10 protein-coding genes are annotated in these 14239 nt (G+C 56.1%); 7 read left to right on the top strand and 3 right to left on the bottom strand.

Going from position 1 to position 14239, the window contains the following annotated elements; all coding sequences use genetic code 11:
* Nucleotides 1-18: 18 nt before the first annotated feature.
* Nucleotides 19-570, top strand: a complete 552-nt coding sequence (locus tag Q4606_RS07315) for a hemerythrin domain-containing protein (protein WP_303593444.1) — start codon at nucleotides 19-21, stop codon at nucleotides 568-570.
* Nucleotides 571-588: 18 nt separating this feature from the next.
* On the opposite strand, the gene Q4606_RS07310 is transcribed toward Q4606_RS07315, so the two are convergent.
* A complete protein-coding gene (locus Q4606_RS07310; protein WP_303607122.1) occupies nucleotides 589-1425 on the bottom strand; it encodes a LysR substrate-binding domain-containing protein in 837 nt (278 codons plus the stop codon).
* Between the two features lie 141 nt (nucleotides 1426-1566).
* On the opposite strand from Q4606_RS07310, the gene Q4606_RS07305 reads away from it, so the two are divergent.
* Both Q4606_RS07305 and Q4606_RS07300 read left to right on the top strand, forming a co-directional pair.
* On the top strand, nucleotides 1567-2493 hold the full coding sequence (locus Q4606_RS07305; protein ID WP_303593439.1) for a DMT family transporter: 927 nt from the start codon (nucleotides 1567-1569) through the stop codon (nucleotides 2491-2493).
* Between the two features lie 132 nt (nucleotides 2494-2625).
* Entirely contained in the window at nucleotides 2626-3765 is a 1140-nt protein-coding gene (locus tag Q4606_RS07300; protein WP_303607121.1) for an MFS transporter, read from the top strand.
* Here the strand turns inward: Q4606_RS07300 and Q4606_RS07295 are convergent.
* On the bottom strand, nucleotides 3758-4237 hold the full coding sequence (locus Q4606_RS07295; protein WP_303593437.1) for an Lrp/AsnC family transcriptional regulator: 480 nt from the start codon (nucleotides 4235-4237) through the stop codon (nucleotides 3758-3760). The genes Q4606_RS07300 and Q4606_RS07295 overlap by 8 nt on opposite strands.
* Nucleotides 4238-4394: 157 nt before the next feature.
* On the opposite strand from Q4606_RS07295, the gene Q4606_RS07290 reads away from it, so the two are divergent.
* The 3 genes from Q4606_RS07290 to Q4606_RS07280 all read left to right on the top strand — a co-directional run bounded on the left by Q4606_RS07290 (nucleotide 4395) and on the right by Q4606_RS07280 (nucleotide 10583).
* Nucleotides 4395-7931 (top strand): indolepyruvate ferredoxin oxidoreductase family protein, encoded by a 3537-nt coding sequence (locus Q4606_RS07290; RefSeq protein WP_303607120.1) that lies wholly within the window; start codon nucleotides 4395-4397, stop codon nucleotides 7929-7931.
* The gene (locus tag Q4606_RS07285) at nucleotides 7924-9105 is read left to right on the top strand and encodes an amino acid aminotransferase (RefSeq protein ID WP_303607119.1); all 1182 of its coding nucleotides are present in this window, start codon (nucleotides 7924-7926) and stop codon (nucleotides 9103-9105) included. The genes Q4606_RS07290 and Q4606_RS07285 overlap by 8 nt, the downstream gene beginning before the upstream one ends.
* A 95-nt stretch (nucleotides 9106-9200) precedes the next feature.
* The gene (locus tag Q4606_RS07280; protein ID WP_303607118.1) at nucleotides 9201-10583 is read left to right on the top strand and encodes a sodium-dependent transporter; all 1383 of its coding nucleotides are present in this window, start codon (nucleotides 9201-9203) and stop codon (nucleotides 10581-10583) included.
* Between the two features lie 78 nt (nucleotides 10584-10661).
* Here Q4606_RS07280 and Q4606_RS07275 read toward each other — a convergent pair whose 3' ends face one another.
* A complete protein-coding gene (locus Q4606_RS07275) occupies nucleotides 10662-11459 on the bottom strand; it encodes a methyltransferase domain-containing protein (protein WP_303607117.1) in 798 nt (265 codons plus the stop codon).
* 113 nt (nucleotides 11460-11572) lie between these two features.
* On the opposite strand from Q4606_RS07275, the gene Q4606_RS07270 reads away from it, so the two are divergent.
* Nucleotides 11573-14224 carry a YdbH domain-containing protein gene (locus Q4606_RS07270; RefSeq protein WP_303607116.1) on the top strand — a complete coding sequence of 884 codons (2652 nt, stop codon included), beginning with the start codon at nucleotides 11573-11575 and terminating at the stop codon, nucleotides 14222-14224.
* Nucleotides 14225-14239 lie beyond the last annotated feature (15 nt).

The following is a 14239-nucleotide window of genomic DNA, read 5'->3' as shown; positions in this document are numbered from 1 at the left end:
AGCTCAGGAGGTTTTCACATGGCTACGCTTAACAAACTGCGCCGCGATCACGGCAATATGGCTCGGTTGCTGTACGTGCTCTCGCTCCGGCATACGACGCTGGAGGAGGGCGAGCGCCCGGACTTTCGTCAGATACGCGAGATTGTGGATTATATTCTCGATTATATGGATGGCTTCTTGAAGCCACTGGAGCGTCTGTATAGTGAGAACCTGCTGTCCGGAAAACCCGATGGTGAGGCGTTGAGCCGTCGAATGACTGAAGACTATCAGGCCTTGCATAAGCGCTTGAAACTGCTTTCCGAGACGCTCGATATGATCCTGATGGATGCTGTGGTGCCTATGGAACGGTTTATTGACGATTTCAAAGCCTATCTGGATGCTCACCAAGCGTACCTGAAGGCAGAACGGGAGAAATTGTTTCCGTTCCTTCGTTTATACTTGACCGATGCAGAACAGCAGGAGTTATTGGAAATGCTGCCGGATAGTGCGCAGTCCAATCTGTCGAGGCTTCGTGAGGACTATCCTGAGCTTTATGCTGAGTTCAAGGAAGCACCGTCGCCGTTTGCCTGAGTGCCTCGACCAGCTCGCTCAATCGCCTGTCGCCAGGTGGCTCTGAATCAGTTCGGCCAACTGCTTCACTGGTTCTGAGGGCCGGCCGGCTGGCCGGTGCAGGGCAATCTCCACGTGTTGAAGTGTGGGCATGCCGCTACGCTCATCCAGCACTCGCAACTGGGGTGTAAGCATGTTTCGGGTGATAACCGCAACTGCCAGCCCAGCTGCGACTACGGGCATCAGGCCCGTCATGGACTGGCTCGAGTAGGCCATTCGCCAATCCCGCCCTGCGTTCGTTAACGCCTGTTCGGCGACGTCCCGGAATACATCGGCTCCCGGTGAGTAGAACGCCAGAGGTATCGGGTCAGTCAGCGATGGCTGGGCGTTGGCGCCGACAGCCCACATAAGGGGCTCGCGTCGGATAACCTCACCGCCAGGTGAGCGCGCCTGCCGGGTCACCACAGCCAGGTCCATGTTTCCTGCCTGCACCTGTTTTACCAGCTCAACGCTTGACCTGCAGGTAACCTGCAGCTGCACTGCAGGAAACTGCCGGTTGAAGTGAGACAGTACCGAGGTCAGCAGGAAGGCATAGTCTTCCGGAATGCCAAGGTTCAGCTCCCCGGAAACCTGGCGCTGCTGCACATCATCAATAGCTTCGTTGTTTAATTCCAGCATTTTCCTGGCATATCCCACCAGCTTCTGGCCTTCCGCCGTAAACCGTATGCGGCGCCCGTCTTTTTCGTGCAACGGAACACCGAGAGCAGCCTCAAGGCGGTTCAACTGCATGCTCACGGTGGATTGTGTGTATGCCAGTCTTTCCGCTGCGGCCGTCACGGTTCCGGTGTCTGCGATGGTAACCAGAGTCAGAAGCATGTTCAGGTCCAGAATCCGGTTTCTCAATGTATCAGCCCTTGTGATGTGTTCTATCAAAAATAATTGATTTTGTGATGAGTGGTCAGTGTATAGCCTGTAGCTGTCGAATCCAATTCACCCACAGCAACAGGAGCCACGACGGTGCGCATATTGACTAACCCCTCCCGCCCATTTTTCATCAGTATCATTGCCGCGCTTTTTGCCGTTGTGCTCTGGGCCGGCGCGCCTTTGCTGGTGGACATTGCCAGTTCGGTGCCGCCCTTCCAGCTTACCGCCATCGCGTTAATCAGTGGAGCCATAGTGGCTTTGCCGGTGAGTCTTCGTAAGCGGCGCCATCGCGGTGGCCAACCGGTTCAGGCGCCGGTTTCCCTGAAGTGGAGGCTGGCGATTTATGGGCTTTTGCCGGCCTTGATACTCGGAGCGATCGGTGGCTATCTTACGGGTGTTGGCATGGCGCCGACGGCAGAAGCGGCATTGATAACTTACACCTGGCCTGTGATGTTTATTGTCATCAGTCAGTGGCTATTTCATCGCCGCCTGCCGTTGCCTGTTTTGTGTGGCGCTCTCATTGCATTTTCTGGCGCTGCGGTATTACTTTCCCCGGAAACGGAGAGTGTGGGGCATTCGCAATACCTGGCAGGTTATGCGTTGGCGCTGATGGCCGGTTGCTGCTGGGCCCTGTATTCGTGGATCTGCCAGGCGGCACCTGTTGCGATTGCGCCGATGATGCCGGGGCTGTTTCTGCTAGCGGCGTTCGGCGCTGCAATCGCCGATGTTCTTTCTGGTAGCCCCTTCGGGTTGCCTTCAGGCCTGGCGCTTGTTGCAGGTGTCGCGCTTGGAGTCGGGCCCTATGGGCTTGCGATGATGGCCTGGGACCTGGCACTTCGCACCGGGCCGACCGCGCTGGTGGGTAGCCTCGCCTATGGTGTGCCTGTTCTGGCGGCTACATTTCTGGTGATTGCCGGCGTGGCGGCTCCGGATTGGCGATTGCCCCTGGCCGCGCTGCTGGTGGTTGCCGGGTCTGTTGTAGCGACGATGAAGCGGGGCAACGGCGCTCTGAAATATTAATCCAGAAGTAATAAACTGCGGGTTGGTGGATTTCTCAAAGCTACTGCCCGGTGACCTATTAAAAGACCAACCCTGAAAAACGCTCTGAGACGGCCGGCTGATGAAGCCGGCCAGAACTTTGTAGCTTTGTGTGTGTCGCTCACATTCTGCTTCGTTGTCTACTCGATGCTGCTCGTAACCGTGCCGGTGTACGGGCTTGAACTTGGCGCGTCCCCCCTCATGTTGGGTGTCATTCTCAGCTCCCAGTATCTGCTTCCCTTTTTGCTGGCCATTCCTCTGGGCGGCGTGGTGGCGCGCCACGGAGGCCGGGTTACACTGCTGGCCGGCGCGCTTGTGATGACCGGGGGGCTGCTGTTGATGCAGATTCTGCCCGGTTATTACGGGCTCATTGGTGGCCAGCTGCTAATTGGGCTGGCACACCTTCAAATGGTGTTATCGGCCCAGACGATCATTTCTTCATTGGCCACCGGGCCTAAACTGGAAGGCTATTTTGGCTGGTATTCCACCTGGCTGTCTGGCGGGCAGGTGGTTGGCCCTTTACTGGCTGGCGGCTGGATTCATTGGGCCGGTGGCGTCGACAACCTGTTTCTGGTTATGGCAGGCATTGCTTTGTTGGGTTGGCTGTCGGGGCTAGCGCTGACCGGAGATGCAACCCTGGGCATATCGGTGACCCGAAAACAGACCGGATTCCGCGCTCAGGCGGGTCTGATCCGCAATAATACCGGCGTTCAGGTTTCCATCGCGATTACGGTTGCAGGAATGTTTGCTTTGGGCGTCTACGGCAGCTATCTGCCTGTTTATCTTGATAGCCTGGAAATGAGCGCGGTGATGATTGGCGTGCTGGTTAGTTTGCGATCGGGCGTATCCATGGTGATTCGCCCGTTTATTCCAAAGATCATAAGCGCTGTGGGCGGGCGCGAAAAGGCAACGATTCTGGCGCTGTGCACTTTGTCTGGCGGCCTGGTCTGTATGGGGTTCGCGGGCAACGCGCTGGTTATTGGCCTTTTGTCCGTTTTGGTAGGGCTGGGCGGTGGACTTACGCAGCCCCTGTCGATGGTAGTTCTGGCTGAAAGCGTTGAGCGCGAACAGAGGTCGGGAGCATTGGGCATGCGCCTGATGGCCAATCGGGCTGTTCACTTCGTGGCGCCGCTTATGTTTGGTGCGGTTCTCGGTGTTAGTGGTTTTCGTTTGTCCTTTGGGCTTTCGGGTCTGTTTATAGCTCTGGTTGTCGTGGTGCTGATGTGGCTTCAGAGCCAGCAAAGATTCAGGTAGGGCCTCCCAGCGGAACTGTCTGGGTGTTTTTGATTTCCCGCAGTACAAAGTTGGAATTTACCTGCGCGATGCCCTGCAGGGTGAAAATCTTTTCGTTCAGAAAACGATCGTAGCTGGCCATATCCGGTACGATCACTCGCAATACAAAATCTGCATTACCGGTCACCGCGAAACACTGAAGTACCTCCGGGTAGCTGCTCACCTGTTGTTCGATCTCTGCCGTGCTGTCAATGGTGTGGCGTTGAAGGGATAGGTTGATCAGTACACAGAGTCCCTGTCCGATACGTTCCGGCGCCAGGTGCGCCGTATATCCGGTTATAACGCCGGACTCTTCAAGCGCTCTCACCCTTCGCCAGCAAGCTGCCGGTGACAGGCCCACTTCTTCCGCCAGTTGCTGGTTACTGATCCGCCCATCGCTCTGAAGTATGGCAAGAATGCGTTGGTCGAGTTTGTCCAGCTCTACGTGTTTCATTTAGTAACACCTGATTTTTATCAAAGGATATTCGGTCATATTGTTATTTATCGAACATCCTTTCGCAAACTCTCGGTATTTCCTTCCAATTAGCAAGCACCTTTTGCCGACTTCCCTCTAGAATTTTGGTTATAAAATCGACAAAAAGGAGGGCGTCATGTCCGCCGATCTCTCTCGACCAGACAATTCTCAACTCGACAATTACAGCCTTGAAGACCGATACCTCAGAGACTCAGGGCGGGTATTCCTGACAGGCACCCAGGCACTGGTGCGCATACCTTTGATGCAGGCTGCCCTCGATCGCAAGTTGGGCCTGAAAACCGCGGGCATGGTGAGTGGTTACAGGGGGTCGCCCCTGGGCGCATACGATCAGGCGTTGTGGCAGGCGAAAAACTACCTTGACGAGAGTCGCATCGACTTTGTGCCTGCCATCAATGAAGACCTTGCAGCAACCATAATGTTGGGGACTCAGCAGGTAGAAACCGATGACGACCGCCAGGTGGATGGCGTGTTCGGGATCTGGTATGGCAAGGGGCCAGGAGTTGATCGCGCCGGTGATGCGCTGAAGCATGGCACCACATACGGCAGTTCGCCCCACGGTGGTGTGCTGGTGGTTGCCGGGGATGACCATGGTTGTGTGTCTTCCTCTATGCCGCACCAGTCTGATGTGGCATTCATGAGCTTTTTCATGCCCACAATAAATCCGGCCAACGTTGCCGAGTATCTGGACTTTGGCCTCTGGGGTATTGCATTGTCCCGTTACAGTGGCTGTTGGGTGGGTTTTAAAGCAGTTTCGGAAACGGTAGAAAGCGCTGCCTCGGTTGAGCTGCCGCCGCTGCCTGAGTTTGTTACCCCGGACGATTTCACTCCGCCTGAAACCGGTCTGCACTATCGCTGGCCAGACCTGCCGGGCCCGCAGTTGGAAACCCGCATCGAGCACAAACTGGCGGCTGTGCAGGCGTTTGCCCGGGCCAACCCTATCGACCGTTGCCTGTTCAATAATGCTGAGGCGCGCTTCGGCATTGTCACCACCGGCAAAGGCCATTTGGATCTACTCGAAGCGCTTGACCTGCTGGGCATTGATGAACACGGTGCCCGTGAGATGGGGTTGGATATCTACAAAGTAGGTCTTGTGTGGCCAATCGAGCGCCGGGGCATGCTCAACTTTGTTCATAGCAAGGAAGAAGTGCTGGTTATCGAGGAAAAACGGGGCATTATCGAGAGCCAGATCAAGGAAGCTATGTCTGAGCCGGATCGCCCCGGCGAGGTTCTGATTACCGGTAAACAGGACGAGCTGGGCCGGCCCCTGATTCCCTATGTTGGCGAATTGAGCCCCAAATTAGTCGCCGGTTTTCTGGCCGCCCGCCTTGGGCGATTTTTCGGCGAGGACTACAATGAACGCCTGATGGCCATCAACAGCATGAGCAACGCTCAGGATCCGGGTGGCGTAAAGCGTCTGCCGTATTTCTGTTCAGGTTGTCCTCACAATACTTCCACCAAAGTGCCGGAAGGTAGCAAGGCACTGGCCGGGATCGGTTGTCACTTCATGGCTTCCTGGATGGGCCGCAACACGGAATCCCTGATCCAGATGGGTGGCGAAGGGGTCAACTGGATCGGCAAGAGCCGTTACACCGGTAATCCTCACGTGTTCCAGAATCTGGGGGAGGGCACCTATTTCCATTCGGGCTCCATGGCCATTCGCCAGGCCGTTGCTGCCGGCATCAACATCACCTACAAGATTCTGTTCAATGATGCGGTCGCCATGACCGGTGGTCAGCCTGTGGACGGTCAGATTACCGTGCCGATGATTGCGCAGCAGGTTGCCGCAGAAGGTGTGCGCCGGGTTGTGGTGCTCAGTGATGAGCCGGAAAAGTACGATGGCCACAAGAAACTCTTCCCGGATGACGTAACCTTCCACGACCGTTCAGAGCTGGATAAGGTGCAGCGAGAGCTGCGCGACATTTCCGGTTGCACGGTACTGATTTACGATCAGACCTGCGCTGCGGAAAAGCGTCGCCGGCGTAAGCGGAATCTGTACCCGGATCCCGCCAAGCGGGCGTTTATTAACCATCACGTTTGCGAAGGCTGCGGCGACTGTTCCGTGCAGTCGAACTGCCTTTCTGTGGTGCCGCGCCAGACGGAGCTGGGTCGCAAACGCAAGATCGACCAGTCCTCCTGCAACAAGGATTATTCCTGCGTTAACGGCTTCTGCCCGAGTTTTGTCACCATCGAAGGCGGCCAGTTGCGCAAATCCCGGGGTATGGATACCGGTTCTGTTCTCACAGGCAAACTCGCGAATATTCCAGATCCAGCTCGGCCAGAGCTCTCAGGCTCCTACGATGTGCTGGTGGGTGGCGTTGGTGGCACAGGTGTCGTAACCGTAGGGCAGCTCATCACCATGGCGGCGCACCTTGAAGCCAAGGGTACTTCGGTGCTGGATTTCACTGGCTTTGCCCAGAAGGGTGGCACGGTTCTCAGTTACGTTCGCATGGCGCCTTCCCCGGATAAACTGCACCAGGTCCGGATCAGTCAGGGCCAGGCAGATGCAGTGATTGCCTGCGATCTTGTCGTTGCATCGTCCCAGAAAGCGCTGAGCGTTCTGCGCCCGGATCATACCCGTGTGGTTGCCAACGAAGCGGAACTGCCTACCGGTGATTACGTGCTGTTCCGCGATGCGGACATGAAATCTGAAAAGCGTCTGGACCTGATCCGTGACGCGGTCGGTGATCACAATTTCGCGCGGTTGGATGCTAACGGCATCGCCGAGAAGCTGATGGGCGACACCGTGTTCTCCAACGTGATGATGTTGGGCTTTGCCTGGCAGCGGGGTTTGTTGCCGCTGTCGCAGGCTGCGCTGATGAAAGCCATTGAGCTGAATGGCGTTGCCGTCGAGCGCAATAAGGAAGCCTTTGGCTGGGGCCGGGTTGCGGCGACAGACGTGAAGGTTATCACCGACCTGTTGAATACCGGTGAGGCGAGAGTAGAAGAAGTAAAAGCTGAGCCTGGCCTGGATGAGCTGATCAACATTCGCCATAAACATCTGGTGGGCTATCAGAGCCGTCGCTGGGCAGATCGCTATACCACGCTTGTAAAACAGGTGCGTGAAGCAGAGGAAAAGCTGGGTGAGACCAATAATTTGCTGACCCGCGCTGTGGCGCAGCAGTTGTATCGGTTTATGGCGTTCAAGGACGAATACGAAGTGGCCCGTCTGTTCGCCGAAACCGACTTCATGAAGGAAGTGAACAACACCTTCGAAGGTGACTTCAAGGTTCACTTCCATCTGGCGCCGCCCATCATGAACCGGGGCACTGATGCCCAGGGCCGGCCCAGGAAGCGTCAGTTTGGCCCCTGGATGTTCCGGGTATTCAGGCTGCTGGCAAAGTTCCGCGTGCTGCGTGGAACGCCTGTCGATCCGTTCAGCTATTCAGCCGATCGCAAGATGGACCGCGCCCAGCTGAAAGAGTACCAGCAACTGGTGGAGCGGATTGTCAGTGAATTGGACGCCAGCAATTACGATACCTTCCTGCAGCTGGCGGAACTGGGCAGCGAGATCCGGGGCTATGGACCGGTGCGTGAACAGGCGGCTGAAGCTGTTCAGGAAAAACACTCACAGCTGATCAAAGCGCTGAATACCGGCCGGCCGACACTGATTCGAACCAGCCAGGCAGACCACAAGGAGGCCGACCATGTTTGAGGCGCTTGAACAGTTACCTCAGGACCCGATTCTGCAATTGATGCAGACGTTTCGTGCGGATACCCGGCCCGACAAGGTAGATCTGGGGATCGGGGTCTACAAGGACGACGAAGGCAATACGCCCATTATGACTGCGGTTCATGAGGCAGAGCGGCGTCTGCTTGAGGGTGAAACCACCAAGAGCTATGTCGGCCCAGCCGGAGCGGCAGGCTTCAATGATGCCATGGCGCGTCTTATTCTGGGAGGCAGCAACAGTCTGATTCGCGATGGCCGCACGTCGGTGATTCAAACGCCGGGCGGTTGCGGAGCCTTACGCATGGCGGCGGAGTTTCTGCGGCTGTGCCAGCCGGACACCACGGTCTGGGTCAGCACGCCCACTTGGGCGAACCACATGCCATTGCTGGGCGGCGCCGGCCTGAAAATTCGCGAATATCCCTATCTCAATCGAGAGACATTAACGGTAAATTTCTCCGCCATGCTCGACACTCTGGAGAGTGCCGAAGCGGGGGATGTGGTTCTGCTTCACGGATGCTGTCACAACCCCTCCGGCGCGGATCTTACGTTTGATCAATGGAGAGCCGTTACCCAACTGATCCTGCGTAAGGGGCTATTGCCCTTTGTGGATATGGCTTACCAGGGCTTGGGCGAAGGGCTTGATGCAGATGCCGCAGGCCTGCGTTATCTGGCTGGCCAGGTTCCGGAAATGGTGGTTGCTGCCTCCTGCTCCAAGAACTTTGGCTTGTACCGGGAGCGCACGGGGGGCCTGGTGTTAATCTCGGCTACCGAGGCCATTAACAAGGCGGCAACCCGCCAGCTGCTGAGCGTTGTTCGCGCCCACTACTCCATGCCGCCGGCCCATGGTGCAGCGATCGTTGAAACCATTCTGGACGATGACGTATTGCGCGCCGAATGGCAGCTTGAGCTGGGTGGCATGTGCGAGCGAATTCTGGGCCTGCGGCATGCCTTTGCGGATGCCTTGGCGCCTGTGGGTGATTTTGGCTTTATCTCACGGCAGCGGGGTATGTTCTCGTTTCTTGGCATCACTCCGGAACAGGTTGGCCGGCTGCGGGAAGAACACGGCATATACATGCTGGAAAGCAGTCGTGTGAACGTGGCTGGTCTGAATGAACGGGTGTTGCCGCAAGTTGCCAGCGCCATACGCAGCGTCATGTAGCAGCCCGCTCCCCCTTTTAAGTATTCAATCAGAGCCTCTTTCTCAGAGGCTCTACATTATGACGATCCGACAAAAACAACTATTCGGAGAACGCAATGACTGAATCGGTTCATCCCCACCAGCAGGCCAGTAACCTCTGGACCTCTAAAATGGCCTTCATTCTGGCTGCTGCCGGCTCTGCCGTCGGGCTGGGTAATATCTGGAAGTTTCCCTATATCACGGGTGAAAATGGAGGCGGTGCTTTTGTTCTGGTTTACCTCGCCTGTATTTTTCTGATCGGTGTGCCGGTGCTTATTGCAGAAATCATGATCGGCCGCCGTGGCGGTCAAAGCCCAATTGCAACCATGCGCTCCCTGACGAAAACCGAGAACGCATCTAAAAGCTGGCGCATTATCGGCTGGAACGGTGTGGTTGCTTCTTTCCTGGTGCTTTCTTTTTATGCGGTAATCGGCGGCTGGTCTCTGGTTTACATCGGAAAAGCAGCGTTTGGCCTGTTCGTTGGCGCGGATGCAGAAGCTATCGGCGGGCAGTTCAATAATTTGCTGGCGAATCCCTGGGAATTGTTGCTCTGGCATACGGTCTTCATGGCTATTGTGGTGTTTATTGTGGGGCGGGGCATTCGGTCTGGCCTGGAAAAAGCGGTCAATATGCTGATGCCATTGCTGTTCGTTCTGCTGATTGTGATGGTGTTTTATGCCATGAGCAGCGGCAGCTTTGGTCGTGCTGTCAGCTTCATGTTTTCACCGGATTTCAGCCGCCTTACCGCTGAAGGTGTTCTGGTCGCCCTTGGTCATGCTGCTTTTACGCTCAGTATTGGTATTGGCGTGCTGATGGCCTATGGCTCTTATCTGCCCAAAAACGTCAACATCGCCAGAACTGCCATGACTATTGCGGTGTTGGATGTCAGCGTGGCTTTGCTTGCAGGGCTTGCCATTTTCCCGCTGGTATTTGCCAACGGCCTTGAGGCGGGCGCCGGGCCGGGGCTGATTTTCGTGACTCTACCCCTGGCGTTCGGTCAGATGAGTGGCGGCATTGTCTTTGGCGCTATCTTTTTCGCGCTTTTGTTTGTAGCCGCTATCACTTCGGCCATTTCCATGCTGGAGCCGGTTGTTGAATGGCTGGAAGAACACAAGGGTGCAAGTCGGATCAAAAGCGCCGTAGGCGGAGGACTTGCTGTCTGGTTCATTGGTATTGGCACTGTATTGTCCTTCAACCTCTGGAGTGATGTGCATCCCCTGGGCTTCCTCGGCTTTTTCGAGGGTAAAACGGTATTCGACCTGCTCGACTTTCTGGTCTCCAACCTCATGATGCCTTTGGGTGGGCTTGCGATTGCCCTGTTTGCGGGCTGGGTTATCCGTCGCGAAGGGCTGGCTGAGGATGTTGGTCTGAAAGGTGGTGCCTTCAAGGCCTTTATGTTTGTGCTGAAATTTGTGACACCGGCGGGTATCGCGATCGTGTTTCTTTATAACCTGGTGTGATTCAACTCTGCCGGTACTCTTTGGGGTGCCGGCAGGCAATACTCTTTACACAAAGGGAGCGAGGTGGCCCGGGCAAAGTCAGTTATGATCCGTATCCCATGAAACAAATGCCCATCTAAAATCCTCTCCGCCACGATGCGCACGCTCTGGGTCTGCATGATACCAGCCTGTCAAACGTTCTTTTTCAGTATCGCTCAACTGGCCCAGAGCGGATTCCGCTTTTGCCAAAAACTCATCAACATTCGCCGCTCCCGCAAGACGGCCTCTTGCTTCAATATAATCCAGGCGGGGGTAACGCCCCATCTGATAGAGAATGTTCAGGATATATATATAATCCGGTATTGGGCACACTTCCCGGCCAATGGCTTTGTGAAGGCTGCGGTCGATGAACCTGCCGCCAACAAGATTGGTGAGGCAGACCCGTTTGCGGGCTGTTTGATCGAGTTTTTGCAGGGCATCCGCCATGTCCATCACCGCCGTTGAGCGGGAGGCGATCACCAGGTCGCACTGGGGGATGTTATCCCAGCTGTCTTCCCAGGCGCATTGAATCGTGCGGGTATTGTTAAGGCCGAGCGCAAGAGCGTTGTCCTGAAAAGCCTGCAACATTCCTGCACTGTAGTCCACGCCCGTAACCTGCTTCATTTTAGGCGCCAGTGCCAGCCCGATGGCGCCTGTGCCGCAACCCATGTCCAGCAGCGTGTCGCAACCGCTTAGGTTTGTGAGGTCGATAAATGCCTGACTGTAGGGGCTGTCGATGGGCGTTTTCGGCATGCTGGCCGCTTTGGCATCCCATGCGCTGGGGGGCTTTTCTCTGCCGCCGGCCTGAGCCATCTGGTCGCGGTATAGCTGCCCGAAATCAATGTCTGAGATTGTCATGGAATATGCGTTTCCTGCTCAACAGATGCCGATACTGTAACTGTTTCAGTTATATCAACCAATGTACGGTAGGATTCATATAAAACCGGTAACGGGTCAGGAGATAGCCCGCAATGCGCATTGCATGGAAACCGATCGGATGGGGAATATTCGCGGTATTGGTGCTCACCATACTGTCCGGCATTCTGGCCGCCCGCCATCTCTTGAACGAGACGCTGCAACAGAATGGCATTGAAACGCTTGAATGGCAGGGGCTGCGCCTTTCGTTCAGTGGCGTGTCTGTGCGTGAACTGGAACTCGTGCAGTCCTTGCCGACGCGAAAACTTGAATTGAAAAGCAGGGAGCTGAATTTGGGGTGGAGGAGCCCTGAATGGGGAGAGGGGTGGCTGCCACAACTAACGGCGCTGACGGCAGGGTATCTTGAGCTGGATTGGCACACGAAACCCGGAGAACAATCTGCCGGTGGCCAGCAAGAAGAGAATCAGTGGCCGCCAGAAATGCCCAGCTGGTTACCTTCGGAAATCACTGTTCAGCAGTTTAGGGTGACTCTGCCGTGTGAAGCAGGGCGTTGTCCTCTGACCGGAGGCCTGTCGATTACCGGCCCTGAATCCGGTTTGGTTCCAGTCACTGCCAGTGTACACCTTGACCATGACGGCCATCAGGTCGCTTTGCTGGCCACGCTTGATGGTGTCTGGGATACGGATCTGGATTTATCTGCAGAGCTGGCGATTGATGGCACTCGCTACCTGTCTGCAACGTCTGGCTACCTGAAACAGGGCGTTAACGGCCTGGTGTCCTGGCGCGGCTCAGTGGCGGTACCCGATTTACCGCAGACCGACTGGTTACTGGCCTGGCTGCAAACCTGGCAGAGCATTCCCGCGGATCAGTGGCCGGAACAACCTGAAACCGGGTCTATGGAAGCCAGCTGGGAGTTGCAGGGCCCGGGCGACGAGAACTTTCTGGCGTATGTAACGGGGAGCGCCAAGGTTCAGGCACAACTACCGCAGCCCTGGCCTGCGCCCGGGGTGGGAACGATCGGAGGCAATCTGGAAGTCGCTCTGAAGGCAAATCAGGGCCGATGGCAGCCCGAAACTCTTCAGGCAGATCTTGTGCTGAGCCATCCGGCAGCGTGGATCCGAACGGTGCCAGAGCTGATGCAACCAGACTCGCTAACCTTGTCGGTACGGCCAGCCCCTGCATTGGCGCCGCTTTCCGCTATCTTACCTACAGCTCCGGGAGAAGCGCCTGAGGCGAAAATGCCACTGAACGTGGAGCTGAACAGCCGTGGCGGCGCAAATGTTTCTTTACGTTCCCATCTTTCGGTAACGACCAAAGCGCCGTGGATGATGCAACTGGGCGAAACTCAGCTTAATGCAGCAATGCCAGAACTTGAGGTTGCAGGCTGGCGACTGACCAAACCAAGAGTGGAAATTGCGCTGACCGGTCAGCTGGACACCAACAGCGGGACACTGAGGTTTGGTGAGTCCACGTTTTTTGAGGTTGATAGGTTAGAGCCGGTTTCCGGAAGTGCTTTGGCATCTGCGAATGAGTCGCTGCTTAAAGGCCTGCGCGCGGAACTCGGCAAAACGACGTTGAATGCAAGCTACGCGATAGAGAAGAGCCAGCTCGACAGTTTACATCTTGAAGGGCCCGTCAGCGTGGATGCCAAAGAGGTCAGGCATCCGCAATTGTTGCCACAATCCTGGCAGTTCAATGGCAGGGTTGAAAGCGATCTCGCTCATACCGATGTTGCAGGTGTTCTGGGGGCCGATGCAGGGGCTACGATAAACCTGGACCTGAAGTTTCCATACAGTGGGCTTTTAACACTTGAGGGCGAGACGAGGGTGAGTGGCAAGCAGGAAGCCGAGGCGCTGTCTCGAATTTTTTCAGCCTGGCCATCCCTGCTTACGGTATCGGGCGGCACGGTCAGTGCCAATGCCACATATAAGCAACCGCAAGCCGGTCCGATGCTGCTGGATGGGAGGTTTGTTTTTACCGATTGGAGCGGTATCTATGATCGAACAGCCTGGAGCAAAATGAACGGCTCTGCGGAGTTTCGGTTGGAGGAAGACAACATCAAGATATCCGTGCCGGAATTGACCGTGGAGGAGGTGAACTCCGGGCTCCCCATCGGCCCCTTGCTCTTGGCCGGAACCTACGAAGCACCGCTGGCGCAACTGGCTGCAGGAACCTTGGTGTTGGCGCAGGCCAATACCAATGCCCTGGACGGTAAGGTACGCATTCAGCCGGGCCGCTGGAATCTGGCGCAGGCACCAGTGACGATTCCTGTTGAGCTCACGGAGCTCAGTCTTGCCTACCTTTTGCAGTTATACCCAACCGAAGGGCTTGCAGGCACTGGTATTCTAAGCGGCACCGTGCCCGTGCTGTTCGACCCTGCGACCGGGATAAGAGTAGAGAGTGGACGCATTGCTGCCCTGGAGCCCGGCGGGCGGTTACAGTTGACGGCCGAACGGCTGAAGGCGCTCGCCAGCCAGAATGATTCTATGAAGCTGGTGGCTCAAGCCCTTGAGGATTTCCGTTACTCGGTTCTGGACAGCGGTATTGATTACGATGAGAACGGCACTCTGGTTTTGGCGCTTCATCTGAAAGGCAACAGCCCGAACGTTGGTGAAGGCCAGCCGGTGGTGTTGAATATCAATCTGGAGGAGAACATTCCGGCGCTGCTCCGGAGCCTGCAACTGAGTGGCAAGGTGAACGATGCTGTGACAGAGAGAGTCAAAGAGTTATTCAACAAGCGGGAATGAAATCCTGACCATAGG

Source organism: Marinobacter sp. 1_MG-2023 (assembly GCF_030549045.1).
Taxonomy (GTDB): domain Bacteria; phylum Pseudomonadota; class Gammaproteobacteria; order Pseudomonadales; family Oleiphilaceae; genus Marinobacter.
This window is presented reverse-complemented; position numbering and strand designations above follow the sequence as displayed.